The 22,272-nt window shown below is 41.2% G+C and carries 19 protein-coding genes; 8 read left to right on the top strand and 11 right to left on the bottom strand.

The annotated features are described in order from the left end of the window. Nucleotides 1-116 precede the first annotated feature (116 nt). Nucleotides 117-782, top strand: a complete 666-nt coding sequence (refZ, locus tag NSS65_RS14040) for a forespore capture DNA-binding protein RefZ (RefSeq protein WP_024426169.1) — start codon at nucleotides 117-119, stop codon at nucleotides 780-782. On the opposite strand, the gene hisJ is transcribed toward refZ, so the two are convergent. Continuing rightward, a complete protein-coding gene (gene hisJ / locus NSS65_RS14035; RefSeq protein WP_024426168.1) occupies nucleotides 752-1,567 on the bottom strand; it encodes a histidinol-phosphatase HisJ in 816 nt (271 codons plus the stop codon). The genes refZ and hisJ overlap by 31 nt on opposite strands. 341 nt (nucleotides 1,568-1,908) lie before the next feature. On the opposite strand from hisJ, the gene ezrA reads away from it, so the two are divergent. Further along, the gene (gene ezrA / locus NSS65_RS14030) at nucleotides 1,909-3,612 is read left to right on the top strand and encodes a septation ring formation regulator EzrA (RefSeq protein WP_326134862.1); all 1,704 of its coding nucleotides are present in this window, start codon (nucleotides 1,909-1,911) and stop codon (nucleotides 3,610-3,612) included. Between the two features lie 41 nt (nucleotides 3,613-3,653). Here the strand turns inward: ezrA and brnQ (NSS65_RS14025) are convergent, their stop codons facing one another. Further along, entirely contained in the window at nucleotides 3,654-4,997 is a 1,344-nt protein-coding gene (gene brnQ, locus NSS65_RS14025; protein ID WP_034279555.1) for a branched-chain amino acid transport system II carrier protein, read from the bottom strand. A 215-nt stretch (nucleotides 4,998-5,212) separates the two neighbouring features. Beyond that, nucleotides 5,213-6,553 carry a branched-chain amino acid transport system II carrier protein gene (gene brnQ / locus NSS65_RS14020; RefSeq protein WP_326134861.1) on the bottom strand — a complete coding sequence of 447 codons (1,341 nt, stop codon included), beginning with the start codon at nucleotides 6,551-6,553 and terminating at the stop codon, nucleotides 5,213-5,215. Between the two features lie 186 nt (nucleotides 6,554-6,739). Here brnQ (NSS65_RS14020) and NSS65_RS14015 point away from each other — a divergent pair, with 186 nt between their 5' ends. From NSS65_RS14015 to NSS65_RS13990, 6 genes are all read left to right on the top strand, one after another. Continuing rightward, nucleotides 6,740-7,882, top strand: a complete 1,143-nt coding sequence (locus tag NSS65_RS14015; RefSeq protein WP_144496311.1) for a cysteine desulfurase family protein — start codon at nucleotides 6,740-6,742, stop codon at nucleotides 7,880-7,882. 4 nt (nucleotides 7,883-7,886) lie between these two features. Beyond that, the gene (thiI, locus tag NSS65_RS14010; protein WP_065214525.1) at nucleotides 7,887-9,092 is read left to right on the top strand and encodes a tRNA uracil 4-sulfurtransferase ThiI; all 1,206 of its coding nucleotides are present in this window, start codon (nucleotides 7,887-7,889) and stop codon (nucleotides 9,090-9,092) included. An 89-nt stretch (nucleotides 9,093-9,181) separates the two neighbouring features. Next, nucleotides 9,182-9,394, top strand: a complete 213-nt coding sequence (locus NSS65_RS14005) for an alpha/beta-type small acid-soluble spore protein (protein WP_024424829.1) — start codon at nucleotides 9,182-9,184, stop codon at nucleotides 9,392-9,394. 226 nt (nucleotides 9,395-9,620) lie between these two features. After that, nucleotides 9,621-11,204 (top strand): acyl--CoA ligase, encoded by a 1,584-nt coding sequence (locus NSS65_RS14000; protein WP_211043089.1) that lies wholly within the window; start codon nucleotides 9,621-9,623, stop codon nucleotides 11,202-11,204. Nucleotides 11,205-11,332: 128 nt separating this feature from the next. Next, complete coding sequence (locus NSS65_RS13995) at nucleotides 11,333-11,947, top strand: LysE/ArgO family amino acid transporter (RefSeq protein WP_268420569.1); 615 nt, start codon at nucleotides 11,333-11,335, stop codon at nucleotides 11,945-11,947. 263 nt (nucleotides 11,948-12,210) lie between these two features. After that, nucleotides 12,211-13,563 carry an amidohydrolase family protein gene (locus tag NSS65_RS13990; protein WP_326134860.1) on the top strand — a complete coding sequence of 451 codons (1,353 nt, stop codon included), beginning with the start codon at nucleotides 12,211-12,213 and terminating at the stop codon, nucleotides 13,561-13,563. A gap of 38 nt (nucleotides 13,564-13,601) precedes the next feature. On the opposite strand, the gene NSS65_RS13985 is transcribed toward NSS65_RS13990, so the two are convergent. From NSS65_RS13985 to NSS65_RS13950, 8 genes are all read right to left on the bottom strand, one after another. Next, on the bottom strand, nucleotides 13,602-15,539 hold the full coding sequence (locus NSS65_RS13985; protein WP_041114998.1) for an ABC transporter permease: 1,938 nt from the start codon (nucleotides 15,537-15,539) through the stop codon (nucleotides 13,602-13,604). Continuing rightward, a complete protein-coding gene (locus NSS65_RS13980) occupies nucleotides 15,529-16,290 on the bottom strand; it encodes an ABC transporter ATP-binding protein (RefSeq protein WP_326134859.1) in 762 nt (253 codons plus the stop codon). Before NSS65_RS13980 ends, NSS65_RS13985 begins: the two co-directional genes overlap by 11 nt. A gap of 105 nt (nucleotides 16,291-16,395) precedes the next feature. Further along, entirely contained in the window at nucleotides 16,396-17,400 is a 1,005-nt protein-coding gene (locus NSS65_RS13975; RefSeq protein ID WP_326134858.1) for a sensor histidine kinase, read from the bottom strand. Beyond that, nucleotides 17,400-18,089 (bottom strand): response regulator transcription factor, encoded by a 690-nt coding sequence (locus tag NSS65_RS13970; protein ID WP_034279586.1) that lies wholly within the window; start codon nucleotides 18,087-18,089, stop codon nucleotides 17,400-17,402. Before NSS65_RS13970 ends, NSS65_RS13975 begins: the two co-directional genes overlap by 1 nt. A 109-nt stretch (nucleotides 18,090-18,198) precedes the next feature. Next, nucleotides 18,199-19,119, bottom strand: a complete 921-nt coding sequence (locus NSS65_RS13965; RefSeq protein WP_326134857.1) for an iron-hydroxamate ABC transporter substrate-binding protein — start codon at nucleotides 19,117-19,119, stop codon at nucleotides 18,199-18,201. Nucleotides 19,120-19,316: 197 nt separating this feature from the next. After that, nucleotides 19,317-19,916: a response regulator transcription factor gene (locus NSS65_RS13960; protein WP_024424818.1), complete on the bottom strand. Its 600-nt coding sequence runs from the start codon at nucleotides 19,914-19,916 to the stop codon at nucleotides 19,317-19,319. After that, nucleotides 19,913-21,049, bottom strand: a complete 1,137-nt coding sequence (locus NSS65_RS13955; protein WP_326134856.1) for a sensor histidine kinase — start codon at nucleotides 21,047-21,049, stop codon at nucleotides 19,913-19,915. Before NSS65_RS13955 ends, NSS65_RS13960 begins: the two co-directional genes overlap by 4 nt. 116 nt (nucleotides 21,050-21,165) lie before the next feature. Beyond that, nucleotides 21,166-22,221 (bottom strand): fatty acid desaturase, encoded by a 1,056-nt coding sequence (locus NSS65_RS13950; protein WP_326134855.1) that lies wholly within the window; start codon nucleotides 22,219-22,221, stop codon nucleotides 21,166-21,168. Nucleotides 22,222-22,272: the final 51 nt, after the last annotated feature.

Below are 22,272 nucleotides of genomic sequence, written 5' to 3'. Positions count from 1 at the left end.
TACTTTCTATCTTAAAAATACATAACTTGCGTTTCGCATGTGGGATTTGTCGAGCAATTGTAAAAGGAACTTCCGCCTTCATCTTGAAGTATGTACACATGAAGAGGGGTGAGCGGATGAAAACATCAACAACCGTGCAGACAAAAGATCGTATTATGGATGCTGCCATCAGACTTTTTAACCAAAAAGGATTTTCTGGAACCTCTGTCCGTGAGATTGCGAAGGAAGCAAACGTCAACGTTGCCCACATTTCTTATTACTTTCAAGGAAAAGGAGGGCTGCTTGAGCAGCTCGTATCCGATTTTTATGAAGGCTACATTCACATGATTGAATCACATCTCCATCACATGGAAACCCGTCATGCAAAAGAATGCTTACTACATGTGGTTTTTGATATTTTATCTTATCAGCACAAGCACCGTCAATTAACCCGTTTCGTTTATCGGGAGGTGACGATTGATTCGACACTCATCAGAGAAATCATGTCGACATATTTAACAAAAGAAAAGTATTTGTTTCAGCTTATCATTGAAAAAGGAAAAAGCACCCATGTTATTTGTGAGCAGCTTTCACTCGCATCCTTTATGATTCAGCTAAAATCACTTCTCATGATGCCATATTTACAGCCGCAATATTTAACAGAGGTGCTTTATTTGAACCCAAGTGAGCCGTATTTCTATCAAATGTACTTTAAGGAGCTGAGCCGCTCGCTTCATTATTTGTTAGAACCAAAAGAGCCGGCACTAGATTCTCATCTGAACCTCATGATGTCCTCGAATTGATCATACGCATATCCGAGATCTTCCGCTTGATGGGCATCAGAGCCGAATATGAGCGGAATTTTTTTCTTTTTTGCAAGCTCAATCATCCATTGATCTAAATAGATACTTCTGGCATATGTTTTACGAAGACCTGATGTATTAAAATCTAAGGACATGCCTTTTTTTGCCGTTTCTTCAAGGCAAAGGGTGACCTTTTGACAAAGTTCAGGTGACATTTCATATGGAAAAAGCTGTTTGAATTTCTGGACAAGGGTGATATGACCGATTCTCTTTGGCTTATATTGGCCTAAAGATGATAGAATAGAAGAATGAATTTGGTCATAGTAGCTTTGATAGACCTGTTCGATGCTGCCATAGATGCTTATTAGCTGCTGGAAGGCATGCTCGTCAAAATCAAGGCAAATATAATCATCGCCAGCAGGAAGAAAGTGAACAGATAAAATGGCGTCGTCTAGTTCTGGACCGTAGCAGTCTAAAAAGGTTCTTGTTTCCTCTTCATACTCTTTGATAAAGTCAACCTCAAGCCCAGTTTTTACTATTAATTGTCCTTTGTATTCTTGTTTCAGCTGAGCCAGTTTCGTTATATACGCTTCAAGGTCTTGGCGCTTCATGGCACTATCCTGCTCAGGTGTTGGATCTTGAAACGATGGAGGCAGCGGGGCATGCTCGGTAAAGGTTATGGAATCAAATCCCTTTTTGATGGCTTTTTCAATATAAGAATGAAAAGAATCAAGCGAACCATGCGGGCAAAACGGTGTATGTAGATGTGCATCTTGTTTCAGCATGTCGTCACCTCTTGTCGATATTTTGAAAAACGTGATGTTTATCAGCGAAAATAATGAAAAATCATGACCAAAAATGCTGGTTACATGGTATCATAATAACAATGAAAACGACAGCTTCCGCATACATAAAAGCAGGTCACATTGATACGTGTGATCAAATGATAGAAAGCGCACAAATACTTTCTTGAAAAAAACATACATAAAACCGTGAATGGATGGTATTGGAAAACATACGATCCTGCTTATAAAAAACAAATGCAAAGCGGACACGAAAGGGTTCTCAGGTCTACTCGGGACACTTTTACCCTGACATCACTTAGATCACAACAAGGGGGCTCATTATGGAGTTAATCATCGGTTTAATTGTCATTTTGCTTGCTTTGTTTTCAGTCGGTTATTTCCTGCGAAAAAATATATATAAAGAGATTGACCGATTGGAAGCATGGAAAATTGAAATTTTAAACAGATCAATTGTAGAAGAAATTTCAAAGATCAAACATTTAAAAATGACCGGAGAAACAGAGCAATTTTTTGAAAGATGGCGTGCAGAGTGGGACGATATCGTCACAGCCCATCTTCCAAAGGTAGAGGAGCTATTATATGATGCAGAAGAGTATTCTGATAAATATCGATTCTCCAAAGCCAAGCAGGTTCTTACGCACATTGAGGACTTGCTGAGTGCTGCTGATTCGAACATTGAAGACATTTTGAAAGAGATTGCAGACCTTGTCACAAGCGAGGAGCAAAATCGCAAGGACATTGAAAAGGTCAAAGAACAATATCAAACAGTTCGAAAAAATCTGCTTGCGTACAGCCATTTGTACGGCACCCTTTATGACAAAATGGAGCAGGACTTAGATGAAGCCTGGGAAGGGATCAAGCAGTACGAGGAAGAGACAGAAAACGGCAACTATATGAAAGCAAGAAAGATTTTGCTTGAGCAAGACCGCAGACTCGATCAGCTTCAGCTGTATATCAATGATGTACCGAAGCTCATTGCAGACTGCAAACAAACCGTACCAGGCCAGTTGACGAAACTGAAAGACGGATATAAAGAAATGACAGACAAAGGCTACAAGCTCGAGCACATCCAGATCACTAAAGAGCTTGAGAATTTAAACAAACAGCTGACCCGTGCGGAAAAACTGCTTATTGATGAACTCAATCTGGATGAGGCATCAAGCATTCTCCAAATGATTGATGATGCCATTCAGACGCTGTATGATCAGCTGGAAGCGGAAGTAGAAGCAGGTCAGGAAATCAAAAGCAAAATGCCTGAGCTGACGGAAGCATTTGAAAAGCTCGAGCAGGATCACACCCAAACAAAGGCAGAAACAGCTCTTGTAAAAGAAAGCTACAAGCTGACAGCCGGAGAGCTTGATCAACAGAAGGCGTTCGAAAAACGCTTAGAAGAAATTGAAAAGCTCATGAAACAAATTCGCGAGAAGCTTGATCGTGACCATGTCGCATATTCATTATTAATGAATGAAATCAATCAGCTTGAGACCTTTATCGATGATGCAAAAGCATTGCACGATACATTTAAGGATCATCTTCAATCATTAAGAAAAGAAGAGCTGCAAGCGAGAGAAACACTGGCTGAGCTCAAAATGATGCTGACAGATACAGTGCGTCAGCTGCAAAAAAGCAATATTCCAGGTGTACCTGCTGATATGAAAGAGCAGGCTGAAAAAGCGCAGGAGATGATTCAGCAAGTGCACGAGCAGCTGGAGAACCTGCCGCTCAACATGCCAGCTGTGAATGGGCAATTAAAAGAAGCCTCCGACACAGTGAGACATGTTGTGAATGAGACGGAAGAAATGCTCACTAAAGTGGATCAAATTGAACGAATCATTCAATATGGCAATCGTTTTAGAAGCCAAAATCATATTCTTTCAGAACAATTAAAAGAGGCAGAGCGAAGATTTTATGCGTATGATTATAATGGTTCATTTGATGTAGCAGCCTCAGCTGTTGAAAAAGCATCACCTGGAGCCGTTCAGAAGCTATTAGCTCAGCACGAAAAAGAATATCAGCATCAATAAAAAAGCTGAAGTCCATTGATAGGACTTCAGCTTTTTTTGTATTATGATGCCTGTTTCTGGCGTTCTTCTGAAGCAGAAGAAGTGAAAAGTGAGATCACGAACCCAATGGCGACCCCAAGTATCGCAGGGACAAGCCAGCCAATGCCAAGGTCATAAAAAGGCAGCACTGTTTGGAAAATGTCTTTTACTGGACCGATTGGAAGCTTTGCTGCTGCTAAGCCGTCAAATAAGCTGACGCACCCTGTTAAAATTAACGAGAGGACATACACAGGTCTTCTATGTCCAAGCCATTTATCAGCAAGTGATAGAACGATGATCACAATCGCCAGCGGATAAATCGCTGTTAAGACTGGAACAGAGAAAGCAACAATATGAGCAAGTCCAAAGTTAGAAATAATGAAACTAAATAATGTAACAAGTGTCACGACCATTTTATAAGAAAGCTTAGGAAGTAACTTTGAGAAATACTCTCCGCATGATGTGACAAGACCGATACTTGTTGTTAAACAAGCGACTGTGATGGCAGCACCTAACACAATATTTCCTAGACTTCCGAAAAGGAACTGAGAAGACTGAGCTAAGATTTTGCTTCCATCTCCAACGAATCCAATGGCATGTGTACTAGAAGCACCTAGATACGCAAGTGACAGGTAAACGAAGGTTAATCCAGCAGCTGCAATCAAACCCGCTTTGATACAAGCAGAAGCCAGTGCCTTTTTACTTGTCACACCGCGTCCTTTAATTGCGTTGATGACAACAATTCCAAATACAATAGAAGCAAGAGCATCCATCGTTTTATAGCCCTCTAAAAATCCTTTGAAAAACGATCCGTTGCTATAAGATACATCTGGTGTACCAATGACGCCCATCGGTGTCAAAATGGCTTTAACAATGATAATAAAAATGATCGTAAATTTAATCGGTGTTAATATTTTCCCTACACGATCCACGATTTTCGTTGGATTTAAAGCAAGGTAATACGTAATACCGAAAAAGACGAGTGTAAATAAAAGAAGGGACAGCCAAGCTGGTACACTTGATAAAAATGGTAATGCCCCAATCTCATACGAAACTGTTCCTGTACGCGGAATAGCGAAAAGCGGTCCAATGGATAAATATAAAATGACGGTGAATGCTGTTCCAAACACTGGGTGAGCCTTATCTGCAAGTCCTTTTGCATCACGCCCTGTTAAAGCAATTGCAATAATCCCGAGTAGAGGTAAACCGACACCTGTTAATAAAAATCCGCCCATTGCTTTCCATACATTTGTTCCGGCATATTGCCCAAGCTCTGGTGGATAAATCATATTTCCGGCGCCGAAGAATAAAGCAAATAACATAAAACCTATAATAATCGTATCTTTCGTCGACAATGTTGCCTTCATTGAATATAAAGCCTCCAATATTATGTTGAAATATTCTGTTAATTAGCTGCTAAAACGGTTCTTCATTAACATTCACTAATTATAAAGGATGTACGCCTGATGTCAACATGTGTTTTCATACAAAAGTCATGAATTTTTCTATTTTAGTATATGAAGAACATAAAAAAACATCCCTTTCTCTTATGGAAAGGGATGTTTTTAGTTTTGATGCTTGATTAAGCAGGCTGTTTAGGTGGACTCGTAAACAAAGAAATAAGAAGACCAATAATGGCTCCAAGTACGGCAGGGATAGCCCAGCCGATCCCAAGTTTGTATAAAGGAACAACAGCTTCTAAAAATTCAGGTAATCCGCCAAGAGGGATTTCCGCTGCAACTAACCCATCAATCACAGCAAAGACACCTGTGAAAAGGAGTGAAGCGATATAAATAATCCGTCTTCCGTTGATCCAGCGATCAAGAAAAGATAAGAGAATGATCACGATGGCTAACGGATAAATCGCAACAAGAACCGGAACAGAGAGCGAAATAATTTGTGCCAGTCCAAGGTTTGCTACAAATGTACTGAATAAAGATACAACTAAAACTACTGTGCGATAAGAAAAGCGTGGAAATAGCGAAGAAAAATATTCCCCACAGGATGAAACAAGTCCAATACTTGTGGTCAAACATGCAAATAAAATCGCAGCTCCTAACACAATATTTCCAGCAGAACCAAATAAAAAGTTTGCCGCAAGCGAAAGGAGTTTCCCTCCGTCATTTGCCCCGACCATGCCTGTAGCCTCAGGACTTGACGCTCCGACATAAGCGAGTGATATGTACACAAGAGCTAGTCCAGCAGCTGCGACAAGCCCTGCTTTAATACAGGCTGCTGCAATCGATTTTCGTTCTGTAATACCGCGTTCTTTCACAGCCGTGACAACGACAATTCCGAAAACGATTGAAGCAAGAGCATCCATCGTTTTGTAGCCTTCTAAAAACCCGGTAAAGAGCGGGCTTCCATCATAGGTTGGATGCGGACTGCCAATTCCACCCATTGGTGTCGCAATCGCTTTGATCACAATTAAAGCAATGACAGCGAGTAAAATTGGTGTTAAAATTTTACCGATTCGGTCAACGAGTTTCGATGGATTTAAAGCAAGAGCATAAGTAATGCCGAAAAAAGCAATCGAAAACAAGAATAATGGAATCCATGATTCAGACTGCGCTTCAGTCAGAAACGGCGCCAGCCCAATTTCATAAGAAACCGTTCCAGTACGAGGGATCGCAAAGAAAGGCCCAATGGATAAATATAAAATGACGGTGAAAATGGTACCGAATGTAGGATGAGCTTTGTCAGCAAGCCCTTTTGCTCCAGTTCCTGTCAGGGCAACGGCGATGACACCTAAGAGCGGAAGTCCAACTCCTGTCAGTAAAAATCCACCGATCGCAAGCCATACGTTTTCACCTGCGTACTGTCCAAGTACAGGAGGGAATATCATATTGCCTGCGCCGAAAAAGAGTGCAAACAACATTAAGCCGATGGCTAATGTGTCTGTTTGACTTAACTTATTATTCATAAGGTTATCCCCCTATTATTTTATTTTTCCGCCATGTTTAAATATTCTGTCAATTTAGGAAAAAATATGACAATGGCACTATGCATGATATAGTGAATTGATGAGGTTGTCAATATACCGCTTTATATTGAAATAAAAGGAATTCGGATCATATTAGTTAAACGCAAGAGGATAAGGAGTTTCGCCATGATGTATCTTGATAATAGTGCAACCACAAAACCGTACCCTGAGGTTTTACAAGTATATCAGCAAGTGAGTGAACGTTATTTTGGAAATCCATCTTCGCTTCATCAGCTCGGAATTGATGCAAGCCGGCTGTTAAATGAAACGAGAAAACAAATGCTTCACTACACGGGCTTGAAACAATATAAGATTATTTTTACTTCTGGTGCAACAGAAGCGAATAACATTGCCATTAAAGGGGCAGCACTTGCCAAAATGAACCGGGGCAAGCATATTGTGACCACAGAAATAGAGCATCCTTCTGTTATTGAATCGTTTGAACAGCTGAAGGCGTTATTTGGCTTTGACATCTCCTATATTCAAGTAAATGAGCATGGCCATGCAGATATGACTCATTTAAAAGAAGTGCTTCGCCCTGATACAGTGCTTGTCAGCATGATGCACGTCAATAACGAAACCGGTGCCATCCAGCCAATTGAAGAAGCTGCTGGCATTATTCGCGAGCATGCCGAAAACGCACTTTTTCATGTCGACGGGGTGCAGGGAATGTGCAAGGTGGCACTCAATAAACAGCTGGATGTAGACATTTTGACAATGTCAGGCCATAAAATTCATGGTTTAAAAGGCACTGGAGCACTCTTTTTAAAGAAAGATGTCACTCTCGCCCCTTTCATTACTGGGGGAGAGCAGGAATTAGGGCTTCGTTCAGGTACTGAAAACCCTGCTGGAGCTGTCAGCTTAGCAAAAGCCATGAAACAATCATTTGAACAGCTTGACAAGTATCATGATGAGATGCTGAACTTAAAAACGCAGCTGCAAAAACAGCTTGGAGACATAGAAGGTATTGTGATGAACACACCGCAGGCGCTAAGTGCGCCGCACATTGTGAATTTTTCAGTGCCGGGTATTCAAATTGAGGTCCTCCTCCATATGCTTGAAAAAGAAGGCATATATGTTTCTACAACCTCTGCCTGCTCAGCTAAGAAAAAAGAGCCAAGCCGTGTCCTGCTGGCAATGGGAAAACCAGAGGAAGTAGCCAAAAGCAGTATGAGAATCAGCTTGACGTATGGGCAAGGACCAGAGCTAACGCCGCAAATCATCACATCGATCGCACAAAGTGTGAAAAAATTAAAAGGAATGAGATAACAGCATGAAATATGATCATATTTTAGTCCGTTTTGGTGAGATCTCAACAAAAGGGAAGAATAGAAAGAAATTTATTGAAAAACTAAGACAGCACATTCGATTCGTCTTAAAGGATTTTGAAGCATTAAAGGTTGCATCTGATAGAGACCGCATCACGATTATGCTGAACGGAGAAGACCCTGAACCAATTTCAGAACAGCTCAAAAGTGTATTTGGCATTCAGAGCTTTAGTCTTGCGGTTAAATGTGAGACGAATCTAGATGCGATTAAAGAAGCGGCACTAACAGCGGTACAGGAAGTGTATGAACAAGGAAATACATTTAAAGTCTCAACGAAACGCTCTTATAAACAATTTGAACTTGATTCAAATGAAATGAACCGTGAAATTGGCGGATATGTTCTAAGGAATACGGAAAACTTAACGGTCAATGTGAAACAGCCGGATGTGCATTTACGCATAGAAATCAGAGAGAACGCAACGTACATTACATTTAAAGATGTTAAAGGTGCAGGCGGCCTGCCGGTCGGTTCTAGCGGAAGAGCGATGCTCATGCTTTCCGGCGGCTTTGACAGCCCGGTTGCCGGCTATCAAGCAATGAAACGCGGAATTGAAATTGAAGCTGTGCATTTCTTTAGTCCGCCGTATACAAGTGAACGTGCCAAACAAAAGGTCATTGATCTTGCAGAATGCCTGGCAGCATATGGAGGCGAAGTGAAGCTTCACATCGTACCTTTTACAAAAATTCAAGAGCTGATTCACAAACAAGTTCCTGAAAACTATACGATGACATCAACAAGAAGAATGATGCTGAAAATAGCTGACAAAATAAGAGAAAAGCGCGATGCCCTTGCGATTATTACCGGAGAAAGCCTTGGTCAAGTGGCAAGTCAGACACTTGAAAGCATGTATGCCATTAACCATGTGACCAATACACCAATCATCCGCCCGCTCATTGCTGTCGATAAAAATGACATTATTGATGAAGCGAGAAGAATTGGCACATACGATACAAGCATTCAGCCTTTCGAGGATTGCTGTACGATCTTTACGCCGCCGTCCCCTAAAACAAAACCAAAGCTTGAGAAGGTAGAACGCTACGAAAGCTTTGCTGATTTCGAGCCGATGCTGGACGAGGCAGTAGAGCAAATTGAAACAATTATTGTGACAAATGAAAAGAAAGCGGCAGACGAATTCGCTGATTTATTCTAAAACGAAAATTTCATAATAATTACCATAAAATCAATCGCATGAAGTCATGTGTTTCTACACATTCTATATTCACAAGGAGGTGAGAACACATGGCTCAACAAAACAGACAAAGCAGTTCTAACCAATTACTAGTACCAGGCGCTGCACAAGCTATCGACCAAATGAAGTACGAAATCGCTTCTGAATTTGGTGTAAACCTTGGTGCAGAAACTACATCTCGCGCTAACGGATCAGTTGGTGGAGAAATCACTAAGCGTCTTGTATCTTACGCTCAACAACATATGGGTGGCGGATCTTTCTAAGACACACAATTTAAAAGCTATGGCTTATGAGCGGGATCCTTCCCGCTCTTTTCTTTTTGTACATATAAATAGTTAGAATATTTTTAAAAAAGAAGACGGATGAAAAAAATTATGGCATAATACTAGGAGTAGGTCCTAATTCAAGCATTTTTCAGTTATGAGTGTTAGAATAGGTAAATTGAAACATGTTTCGTTTCATAAGAAAGAGGCTAAAAGGAGCTGTACCATGAAAAGAGAAGACTTAATTGCACCAGAACAATATAACTTAGTCAGCGAGATTGAAGCGTTCAGTCATGACAAGGAGAAAATGGCCCTGCACTGGCAGGACGGCAATGGCCACGAAGCGCATGTGACGTATGCAGCATTAGTGGAAGAGGCAAATAAAATTGGACATGTTTTATTAAAAGCAGGCTTCAAAAAAGGCGATAAAATCATTGTGATGGTGCCGCGCATGCTCGAGGCATACAGCATTTATTTAGCGATTTTGAAAACAGGAATGGTCGTGATTCCTTGTTCAGAAATGCTGCGTGCAAAAGATATAGATTATCGAATTGAACATGCAGAAGCAAAGGGAGCGATCGTTTACTCTTCATTCATTCAATCGTTCGACGGAACCAAACAGCCAAACGATTTTAAAACATTCTCAATCGGTGAAAACGATCATGGCTGGAGAAACATTCTAGCGCAAAAAGAAGAGCAATCAAACGAACTTGAATTGGCAGATACAAAGCGCACAGACATGGCGTTTTTATCCTACACATCAGGTACAACAGGGAACCCAAAAGGGGTTGTTCATACACACGGATGGGCGTATGCACATTTACGCACAGCTGCCAAAGCATGGCTCTCCATTAGTGAAGGAGATAAAGTATGGGCAACAGCAGGACCAGGCTGGCAAAAATGGGTGTGGAGCCCCCTCTTATCTGTGTTAGGAAGTGGAGCAGAAGGCTTTGTGTATGGAGGAAAATTCAATCCAAATACATACTTAGAGCTGCTTCAAAAAAATGAAATCAATGTCCTATGCTGTACACCGACAGAATATCGCTTTATGGCAAAAGTAGATGATTTAAGTCAGTACGAGCTGCCGAAGCTGCATAGTGCTGTTTCTGCGGGAGAGCCGCTGAACCGTGAAGTCATTGATACATTCAAAAAGCATTTCGATATAGAAGTACGAGACGGCTATGGCCAAACTGAAAGCACACTGCTCGTAGGGGTGCTAAAAGGAATGGACATCAAGCCAGGCAGTATGGGAAAACCAACCCCTGGCAACGAAGTAGATATCATTGATGAGGATGGAAACGTCTGCGCACCTGGAGAAATTGGTGACATTGCGGTCCATCTTGAAACGCCGGCTTTATTTAAGGAATACTATAAAGACGAAGAGCGTACAAAGGCGCAGCGCCGCGGCAATTACTTTATTACGGGTGACCGCGCGAAAAAAGACGAAGATGGGTACTTCTGGTTTGAAAGCCGCAGAGATGACATCATTGTCAGCTCAGGCTATACGATTGGACCGTTTGAAGTAGAGGATGCGCTGATCAAGCATCCAGCAGTGAAGGAATGTGCAGTTGTGGCAAGCCCGGATGAAATCAGAGGATCAATCGTGAAAGCATACGTCGTCCTTCGTGATGGAACTGTGCAAAGTGATGAATTGATCAAAGAGCTGCAAACACATGTGAAAAACACAACAGCACCATACAAATACCCAAGAGAAATCGAATTCATTGACGAACTGCCAAAAACACCGTCAGCGAAAATTCGCCGTGTAGAGCTGAGAGAAAGAGAGCTTGCACGAAAAGGTCAATCATAAAGAAGTGAGAAGCGTATGGATGGAAGCATCCAGCGCTTTTTTGTATGGAAAATCAAATTCGTTGAAAGTGAGCATAATGTTTTATGTTAAAATGTGTAGGAATTGCTGAAAAAGGAGAATGTTAGTAGATGTCCATTGCGATCATTCATGGAATTGTGCTTGCCTTTGGTCTCATTTTACCTTTGGGTGCACAAAATGTATTTGTATTTCAACAAGGAGCGCTGCAGCCTCAATTATATCGAGCAATACCTGTCGTCATCACAGCTGCTCTTTGTGACACACTTTTAATTGCTTTAGCTGTCATAGGTGTTTCTGTTGTGGTGTTTACCATTCCTGTGCTGCAAATCGGCCTTTATATCATTGGTTTTTGTTTTTTAGTGTATATGGGATGGTCTGTATGGAACACAAGCTCATCTTCAGGTGATGAAGAGAAGCAGAAATTAATGCCTGCAAGAAAACAAATTTTATTTGCTTGTTCAGTTTCTCTTTTAAATCCCCATGCGATTCTCGATACGATAGGTGTCATTGGTACGAATTCGCTGCAATATAGCGGGGCAGAAAAGCTGGCGTTTACACTTGCCTGTATCATCGTGTCCTGGTTATGGTTTATGGGGCTCGCCCTTTTAGGGAAGATGTTAGGAAAGTTAGATACAAACGGCAAATGGATGAACCGTATCAATAAGGCTTCGGCGGTCATGATCTGGCTGGTTGCGTTATACATTGGGTATCAATTGATTGTGTAAGGTACATAGAGAATCAAACAAAGAAGCGTTTGGACGTAATGATCCTGCGCTTTTTTTATGTTGGAAGTGTAGCAGCCTTACAATATATCGGAATCAAACCTATGAAATTCTTTGAGTTTGGGATGATCGAAAGAACTATTTCAGAAACGCCTGCTCTTCATATATTGAGATAAGTCACTTTTCTTCTAATTCGATCCTGTTCTGTTTTAAAATGTCATTGAGGCGGGGGCATTTATCCTCGTCATTTGAAAAGGGGGATATGGATGAAGAAAACATTGTTTAAAGATGCAGCTCTCTTAACACTGGATCCATCTTTAGGTTTTCTTGAAAAGGGAGATTTGTTAATTGAAGGGAAACATATTTTAGAAGTTAGGCCTTCAATTGAAGTAAGTGATGCAGACATCGTCGATGCATCTGATATGGTCATCATGCCAGGTCTTGTAGATACACATCGGCATGTGTGGCAGTCTGTCATCCGGGGCATAGGGACGGATTGGTCTTTGCAGACATATTTGAGCAAAATCTATTATGGCAACTATGGAGCGATGAGACGCCCATCCGACGATCGAATCGCCAATTATTTAGGGGCATTAGAGGCTTTAGATGCAGGTGTGACCACGTTCTTAGACTGGACGATGATCAATTCAATGGATCATACAGAAGAGCTCATTGAAGGATTAAAAGATGCGGGCATACGAGCTGTTTTTGCTTTTGGGTCCTCTGGAGATGCTGAATATTGGGATAGAGAGAGTACGCTCACTAATATGGAGGACGCAGCACGTGTGAAAAAAGCGCATTTTCAATCATCAGATCAGCTTTTAACAATGGGACTTGCGATTCGTGGACCAGAGTTTTCTTCATGGGAGACGTCGGTATTTGAAATTGAAACAGCCCGGTCTCTAGATGCTCTATGCAGTATGCACATCGGCTTTGGGAATTGGGGAGCGGAGGATCGATCGATTGAGCGGCTTCACAAAGCAGGGTTACTCGGACCGGATTTGAACATGGTGCATATTAATGCAATTGATGCGGATCAAATGAAGATGCTGGCAGACAGCGGAAGCTCCATATCCATTACCCCTGAAATTGAAATGATGATGGGTCACGGTTATCCTGTCACAGGACTTGCAATTGCACAAGGTGTTCTTCCAACGCTCGGTGTAGACGTAGTGACAGCGACAGGAGGAGATTTGTTTGCCCAAATGAAATTCGGACTTCAAGCAGAGCGCGCGATCCAAAATCAATCGTTGTTAATGGATGGGATCATGCCGGGGCCTGAACTTGGGCTGTCTGCTCATCAAATGCTTGAAGCTGCGACGATCAATGGGGCTCGTGCATTACAGCTCGATCATAAAATTGGGTCGCTTACACCTGGGAAAGAAGCTGATTTCATCCTAATCGACCGGACAAGCATGAATCTTCTGCCGATGACAGATCCGGCTGGCGCGGTTGTCCAAACGGCACACCCTTCAAATGTTGATTCTGTTTATGTGGCTGGAAAAGTCGTGAAACGAAACGGAAAGCTTGTTGATGTGAACCTAGAAGAGGTCAAACGAAAAGCTTATGCAGCAAGAGACCATATTTTATCACACAAGTTTGAATCAACACCTTCGTAAATAAAATAACCCCATAGGCGATGCCTATGGGGAATTGATTACAAGGATTCTTTAATGACCTTTTTATAATATTGGACAGACAGAAATCCGAAGACAGAATAGAGGGCAGTGTAAATCGACATGACGATGAGCATTGGAGTCCACAATTCTCCGCCGAACAAAAACCAGCCTGATTGTACAGCAAAGTAGCTGTGCAGCAATCCGATGATGAGCGGAATCCCAAAGTTAAACAGCTGTTTAAGTCGGATGCCTTTTAATAGATCCTTCTCAGTAAAACCAAGCTTACGCAAGATCGTATAGGAGCTTTGTTCCTCTTCACTTTCATTCATTTGTTTAAAGTATAAAATGCAGCCTGATGTGACAAGGAAGCTGAGACCTAAAAATCCGACCACAAACATCATTAGTCCTATTGTTTGTTTTTGCTGCTGAGCTGAAGCTAATTGAGACATGCTTTTGTCACTTAGTTTTAAAGATGTAAACACGCTATTTGCTTGTTCAAGATTTTTATCATCTTTTATATTAACTGCGTTATATTGGCTATTCTCAAGCTGCAGCTTTGGATCTTTCTGCTTGTCGAGCTCCTCAAAAACATTTTGACTCACGACGGCAACAGGCAGACCGCCAAAAGTGAAGTTGTAAGAAATGAGATAATCTTTCTTCATATCCATGACTTTCAAATCAACAGGCTCCTTGATGAGAAGCTTCACATCGCCTGAGCTTTGAATCGGCATGAATTTCTTTAATAGATCACTGTAGCCGCTTAAAATCACTTCGCTTTTCTCCACATGAATATTTGGTGCGTTTTTCTCACTGATCACAGGCAGTGTCAATACGCCTGGATCATTATTCATATTTTTCAACTCTGAATCCATGATTTTTTTCGCATCAAATTTTGCTTGAATCACTTTGACCTGCTTTTGATCATAAGCAATATGTTTGTCAGAAAGTGCACGAGTGAAGGTTGCTGCTTCTTTTTCTGAGCCCATGACGAAATGAGCTGGAATTTGCTGCTCAGCGGTTTTTTCTGCTGAGTAATAGGAAATGTAGCTAAGAGCCAGCAAACCGATGGCAAGTGCAGATACGGTTGTAATGATCGTTAAAAGCAGTGCATTTGATTTTAGCCGGAACATAATGGATGACAAAGATAACACTTCGTGAATGGCGAGATAGCCATTTTTTCTTTTACGTACGATATTGGCAATGAAAGAAACAGAGCCTTTGTAAAAAAGAAAGGTACCGATGATGACAGAGGCTAGAATATAAATCATGGCTAAAAGTAACTCAAGCATCGACGTATATGACCCGGTAAAAAGCTTAGAAGAAATATAATAGCCTGAGCTGATCAGGACAATACCGAAAACCCCAATGATGATTTCAAACACAGAGATCTTTTTCACACGCTGTTCTGTCGAAGATGTTGTTCTAAACAAAGATAAAATCGTCTGTCTATTAATAAACCATCTATTTCTTAACATGATTAATCCATAGATGATGAAAAAGACGATAAGTGTCTGTAAAAGGGCCCTGCCTGAAAAGTGCAGGTTGGCGATGGCGCTGACGCCGGTTACTTTAAATAGCACCATCAGCATGAGTTTTGAACCGATAAATCCAGCTATGATGCCAACACCCATGGAGAATACGTATAGAATAAAATTTTCTGCATTAAGCAGTTTGGCAATTTTTTGTTTCGTCATGCCAATGAGCTGAAGGAGGCCTATTTCTCTCCCTCTGCGTTTAATAAAAATGCTGTTCGCATATAACAGGAAGATCCCAACAATGGCAATGAGTAGTACAGAAGCGGCTTTGATCGCCGCACCGCCCTTAATGGAGCCTTTTACATCATCAAGTGCTGGTGAGTACTGCAAGGTGACAAAGGAAAAATAGAGCGCGACACTAAACACGAGAGCAAACACATATAAATAGTAATTCTTCAAATTTTTCTTCAGGTTACGGAAGATGAGCTGATTAATGTTCATGCTTCACACCGCCTAAGACACCTTGCGTTTTCATAATATCGTCGAAAAACATTTTTCTTTCTAAAGCGCCTTTATTCAACTGTGTATAAATCTGTCCATCCTTGATAAAAATGACGCGGCTTGAATAGCTGGCTGCGACAGGATCATGTGTCACCATCACAATGGTCGCTTTTCGTTTACGATTGAAATCTTGCAGCTTGTTGAGCAGGTCAGATGCAGATTTGGAATCAAGTGCCCCTGTAGGTTCATCAGCGAAAATAAGACTTGGTTCATGAATGAAGGCACGAACCGCCGATGTCCGCTGCTTTTGTCCACCAGAGAGTTCATTCGGGTATTTGTCCCTTAGTTCATAAATCCCCATGTCTTCTGCGAGCTGCTGAAAACGTTCAAAAGCTTCTTTTTTTGGTGTTTTGGAGATGGATAAAGGCAAAAGAATATTTTCTTTGACCGTGAGTGTATCAAGTAAATTATAATCTTGAAAAACAAAGCCAAGCTGCTTTTTTCTAAATTCCGCAAGCTGCTGATCCTTCATTTGCGTCATCTCAGCATCTGCAATACGAATGGATCCGCTGGACACATGATCGATAGAGGACAATACGTTCAGAAGAGTTGTTTTCCCCGAGCCTGATGGCCCCATAATACTGACAAATTCCCCGGCTTCAATGGTCAAATCAATGCCGCTCAGCACCTCTTGTTTGTTGAATTTATTTCCATAGCTTTTATAAATTTTGCGAGCTTCTAAAATGTTCATTTGCTGAACCCCTTTTTCTTTTAATTGATATCTCTAGTATAAAAAGAAGCCTGCTAGACGTCCTTCGATTTGGCGAACAAAATAGACGAGCATGTGACATTGTTGTCACATGCTCGCAATATGAACAAAATCATTCTTTTTCGGAAAGATGAAGGTGAAGGTTGTACCTTCATCTATCGTGGAGTTGACCTCGATCGTCATATGAAGAGCGTCTGCTCCTTTTTTCGTTAAATAGAGCCCCATTCCCGTTGAGGCGGTGTCATTGTGATGTCTTGTTGAGGTAAAGCCTTTTTCAAAAATACGAGAGATGTCTCTTGGATCAATTCCTCTGCCTTGATCTGTAATCGTCAGCATGACTTGATCATTTATTTGCTTGCTTTCAATGACAATATCGGAAGAATGGCTGTATTTGACTGCATTTGTGAGTACCTGTCTGATCATAAAGGATAACCATTTTATATCACTTAATACGGTACGTTCCTCCAGCGTCAGCTCAAAGCCGATTCCTTTTTGCATACACCATGATTGGAGAGCCTTGATTTCTTTCGCTATGATGCTTTGCAGGTCCAGCTTTTCAATGAATAAATCATTTTCGATATGACGTACTCTGCTTTGGTGCAGCTGGGCATCAAGTAATAAATGGATTCTGAGCCACTCATACGTCATATTTGATTTCAGCTGCTGATCTGTTAAGCGGTCAATCATTAAGCGCATCGCTGTAAGCGGTGTTTTGACCTCATGTATCCAAGAGAGCAATTCATCTTTTTCTTCTTCAAGAGCGATTTTCTGCTCTGTTGCCATCTGCCGGTAGCGTGCGATTTGCTCTGACGTTGCATCATGGATGAGCTGCTCAAATGGGGAAGAGGGGGTTAGCCGTATTTGATGTTCAATGTCATCATCCCATTCTTTGAGCCTTTCATAATAAGCCGTTTCTTTTCGGTATCGGAAAAAGAGAAAGACAATCATGAGAAACGTAGACAATAGCACAATATAAAAAAGAGAAGCGATTGGAATGGTCGTATCCAAATAAGCAACAAACAGAATGAGGAGCTGCAAACTAAGAAAGAAAAGAATCCAGCTTCTTCGTTCTTTTAAAAATGCTTGCAGCATCATTGATCATCCTTTTCCTTTGCAAGATAGCCTTGACCCACTTTTGTCTCAATGAAGGCGCCAAGGGAGATCTCGTCTAGTTTTTTTCTGAGGCGGTTGACGTTTACAGTCAGTGTATTGTCACTGACAAACCGTTCATCCTCCCACAATGCTTGAATGAGTGATTCACGGCTGACGATATGATTTTTATGCTGAATCAATTCCTTGAGAATAAATAACTCATTTTTTGTTAATTCAACCTCACCATGATCATTTGTTACGGTATTTTTTTCTAGGTCAATCGCAGCGCCGCACCATACCTTTAGGCTGGCCGGTTCTGCACTATAATCATGCACGCGGCGAAGAACAGCACTAATTTTGGCAATGAGTACGTCAAAGTGGAAGGGCTTTTGCACGAAATCATCGGCTCCGAGCTGCATCGACATGACCATATCAGCAGGGTGGTCTCTTGAGGAGAGGAAGATGATCGGAACATTTGAATGATGCCTAATCATCCGGCACCAGTGAAAGCCATCGTATTTTGGCAGCTGTATATCAATAATGACGAGATCAGGCTGGACATCCGTAAATTCCTGCAGCACCTGATGAAAATCTTGAATCCCATAGACATCATAGGACCAGTTGACTAGACGTTCTTTGATTTCTTGGAAGAGGGTTGTATCATCTTCAATCAGTAGAATCTTAAACAAAATCAGCACCACACTTTTTGTATTCGCTTGTTGTCATTGTAGCGGAAAAAAGTCCCTGCCGCTAGAAGCAGACAAGAAAAAAGCAAGGGAAGAGGTCCCTTGCTTCAGCTTATTTACCTAAAAAGTGCTTTTTAAAGAATGATAGTTGGAATTCAAGTGTGAGTGGGTCATTAAAATAGAATTCCTCTGCATTGGCTTCATACACACGATGTTTTTTGACAGCCGGGATGGACTTGTAAATTTCACTGTTTTGATAGGAATTGTCCATTTCGCTGTTTTTACTAATGATCATATAGTCTCCTGCAAATTCAGGGATGACCTCCTGTGAAACTGCGTAGTAGCCGGCTTTTAATGCTTTTTCTTTCACTTTCTCAGGCATTTTCAGTTTCATGGCTTGATAAAGAATTTCTGTTCCGCGGCCCCATGCATCTCCAAAGACGTAAAGATCTTTTGTGCCGCTTTCAAAGACAGAAACGGTTGCATCTTCGCCGATTTTTGCTTTGATTTCTTTTCCAGCTTCAGCTGCGCGTTTTTTGAAATCTTTAACCCAAGCTTTTGCTTCTTTTTCTTTGTTTAATACTTTTCCAATTTCAATGTGCTGCTGAAGGTAATCAACTTTGTTATACGTAAATAAAACGGTTGGTGCGATTTTTTTGAGCTTTTCTACATTTTTAGTATTGCTTAAGCCAATGATGACGTCAGGCTTTAGCTTCATGATTTTTTCTATATTGGCATCCGATACTTCTTCCACACCTTTTAATTCCTTTTGGAAGCGCGGATTCTTTTTGGACCAAGAGTCAACGCCGACAAGGTTCACACCAAGTGACATGACATTCCCTGTGTAAGAACCGAGCACAACAACACGTTTTGGATGCGCTGGCAGTTTCACAGGCCCATTTTCAGATTGATATGTAATTTTGTCTGATGATGTGGATTGATTTCCTTTATTTGAGGAAGAGCTGCTGCTATTGCCACATGCGCTCAATGCAAGTACAAAGATGAGCATCAGAGGGAACAATATTTTCTTCATGAATGTAGACTCCTTTGAAATCGGCACATAAGCCGGATATTGGTTGTATTAGTGATAATGATAATTATTATCACTTGGATATCATATCATAGAACTGTGGGCTGTTGTCAATGACATTTTGATAGCTGGTGATAAAAAATAAAGAGGGGATTTTCGATAAAAAAAAGATCAAGGCAGCATGTGTCCTGATCTTTTTTCTATTTAAACCAGCCTTTTTCTTTTGATCGTGTAATGGCTTCGATGCGGTTTTTCACTTCCAGCTTATCTAAAATAATGGAAATGTAGTTCCGGACAGTGCCGCTTTTAATGCTCAGTTCTTTTGCAATTTCTTTTGTGTTTTTACCATCTGCGACGAGTTCAAGAACCGATTTCTCTCGCTCCGTTAAAGGGTTTTCGTCACTATATAAGTCTTCCATCAATTCAGGTGCGTACACCTTTTTCCCTTTCATCACACTGCGAATGGCACTTGCCAGCTCCTCGCTTGGGCTGTCTTTCAGCATGTAGCCGCTGACGCCAGCTTTTAGCGCCCTTTGGAAATAACCGGAGCGGGCAAAGGTCGTTAAAATGATGATTTTCACATCTGATCCTTTAAGCTCTTCTGCTGCATCAAGTCCGGATTTTCCCGGCATTTCAATATCCATTAAGCAAATATCAACAGGGTGTGTTTTGGCAAAATCGATGGCATCTTGGCCGTTCGTACCTTTCCCAACAACCGTCATATCGTCTTCTAAATCGAGAAGTGAACCGAGTGCACCAAGCAGCATTTGCTGATCTTCTGCGATAAAGATGTTGATCATTTCATCCCCTCCTTTTCTTTTGCTGCTGAATCATTTGGAATGCTCATAATGAGCTTTGTCCCGTCTTTTGTTTCAATACGCAGGCGGCCATTTGCAAATTCCAATCTTTCTCTTATGCCTAAAAGGCCGTGACCCTTCGTTTGAGAGGAAGGATAGTCGCCTTTAAATGTTCCGTCGTCCTCAACGGTGATGATGGCTTCCTTTGATTTTTGGTGAATGGTGATTTTACAAACAGTCGCGTCACTATGTTTGACGACATTTGTCACCGCCTCTTTGATGCACATACTCACAATGTTTTCGTTCAGAAGTGAGATGTGTTTCGGTGCTTCCTTTTCATCATAGATCAATTCAATGCCGGCTGCATCGAGAATTTGCTCAATGTTCGACATTTCCTCTTTGATTCGGATCCCCTTCATGGAGGAAACAATCTTCCGTACTTCATTGAGAGACGTTCTGGCGGTCTGCTGGACGCTTTTGAGTTCGGCACGGGCCTGTTCAGGGTCTTTATACACGAGTTTACGGGCAAGATCACTTTTTAACCCGATCAAAGAAAGCTTTTGTCCAAGGGTGTCATGCAGGTCGCGTGCAATGCGCTGCCTTTCTTCAAGCTTCACAAGATCAGCAATCCGTTCATTGGCATATTCTAATTTCTCCTCAAGCCGTTCACGTTCCTTCCTGCTCCGAATGCTGAGAGGAAGAAGAATGGCACTAATCAGGGTGATCACGACAAAAGGAATTTGTGTGAGAAACCAGCCCTTTTTTAAGATCAAACTAAAGTTCACCGCTATAGCAGCGCTCCCTAGATGAATATAGTATAAGATATAAAAAGGTACTTTTCTTTTAATATGCCCATTGAAATAGGCGATGCAAAAAGCGAAATAAATATAGCTGTAGAGCATCACATAACCAGTTGAAATACCGATCAATAAAAGACCGAAGACATATAAAGACCAGCCTTTTGCGACAAAGGCAAAACGATACACAGCGAAAAAGACGACGTTCAAAATAATGCCGATCACAATACCTAAAGTCGAAGGTGTTTTAAAGATAAAATAGAAGGGCAGGATGAAAAAAATGGCCCATATATAGGGAGAAATCCCATGCAATTTTTGAATTTTAAACTGTTTTTTCATCCGTGTGCCACCTTTTCCGTTTTCGTTCTTTTTCCTTACTTTATCAAATTCAACTTATGGTTGCATCCTGTAAATGACAACAAGCTCCTTCTAGTGTAAGAAAGAGCTTGCACCAACTATGCATTTTTCTTTAGAATGTCTCCTTTAATGACAGGTGCGGGCATCTTCTTAGATTGCCGTGCTTCTTTAAAGGTAACGAATGCTTTCGTTTCTTCATCCCAAAGTCTAAATTTCATTGATTCAATACTTGTTTTTAAAGTGATGGTTGGAACATTTTGAAGCGGCTCACTATGATCATGTGCATGCTCCAAGTGATAATTCGGTACCCTCGGACTTAAATGATGGACATGGTGATAACCGATATTGCCTGTTAACCACTGAAGAAGCTTTGGCAATTTGTAAAAAGAACTGCCTTCTACCGCTGCCTGCACATAATTCCAATGTTCATCTGCTTCAAAGTAAGAATCCTCAAACGTATGCTGAACATAAAACAGCCATACACCGATTGATCCTGAGATCAGGAAGATTGGACCTTGGACAAGCAGGAACTCCTGCCAGCCAAAAAAAAGACACGTTGCAGCTGCTAGCGCAATGATGCTCACGTTTGTGAAATACGTGTTCCAGCGCTCTTTTTTACGAGCATTTTTGACGTTGAAACGGTTTTTTAAGAGAAAGACAAAGATCGGACCTAAAATAAACATCACAAAAGGGTTACGGTAAAATCTGTAGCGAAATTTTGTCCATGCTGATGCTTCTTGATATTCTTTGACTGTCAGGAGCCAAATGTCGCCAGTACCTCGTTTGTCTAAATTACTACTTGTGGCATGGTGAATTGAATGATCTCTTTGCCATTGAAGATAAGGGAAAAGGGTGAGTACGCCCGTTAAAAAACCGAACAGGTGATTCAGCGGCTTCTGTTTGAAAAAGGATTGATGGCAGCAGTCGTGAAAAATAATAAAGACACGTACTAAAAAACCAGCTGCAATAACCGCAAAGAAGAGGGTTAAAAGGTAGGAGATGTTCAGGCTATAATAGGCAAGAAACCAAAGCCCCAAAAATGGGATGAATGTATTAAAGAGTTGAATGATACTTTTTTTCGAATCAGCACCAGAGAATTGGCCAACTTGTTTTCTTAAAGAGGCTTGCTGCTGTGTGTTTGTTGAAGTCGTCATGAACGTTCAAGTCCTTTCCGTTTCTTTCTACTTCAAAGTATAGAAGGAAAG

It is taken from the genome of Bacillus sp. FSL K6-1006, from assembly GCF_038593175.1.
Taxonomy (GTDB): domain Bacteria; phylum Bacillota; class Bacilli; order Bacillales; family Bacillaceae; genus Bacillus; species Bacillus safensis.
This window is presented reverse-complemented; position numbering and strand designations above follow the sequence as displayed.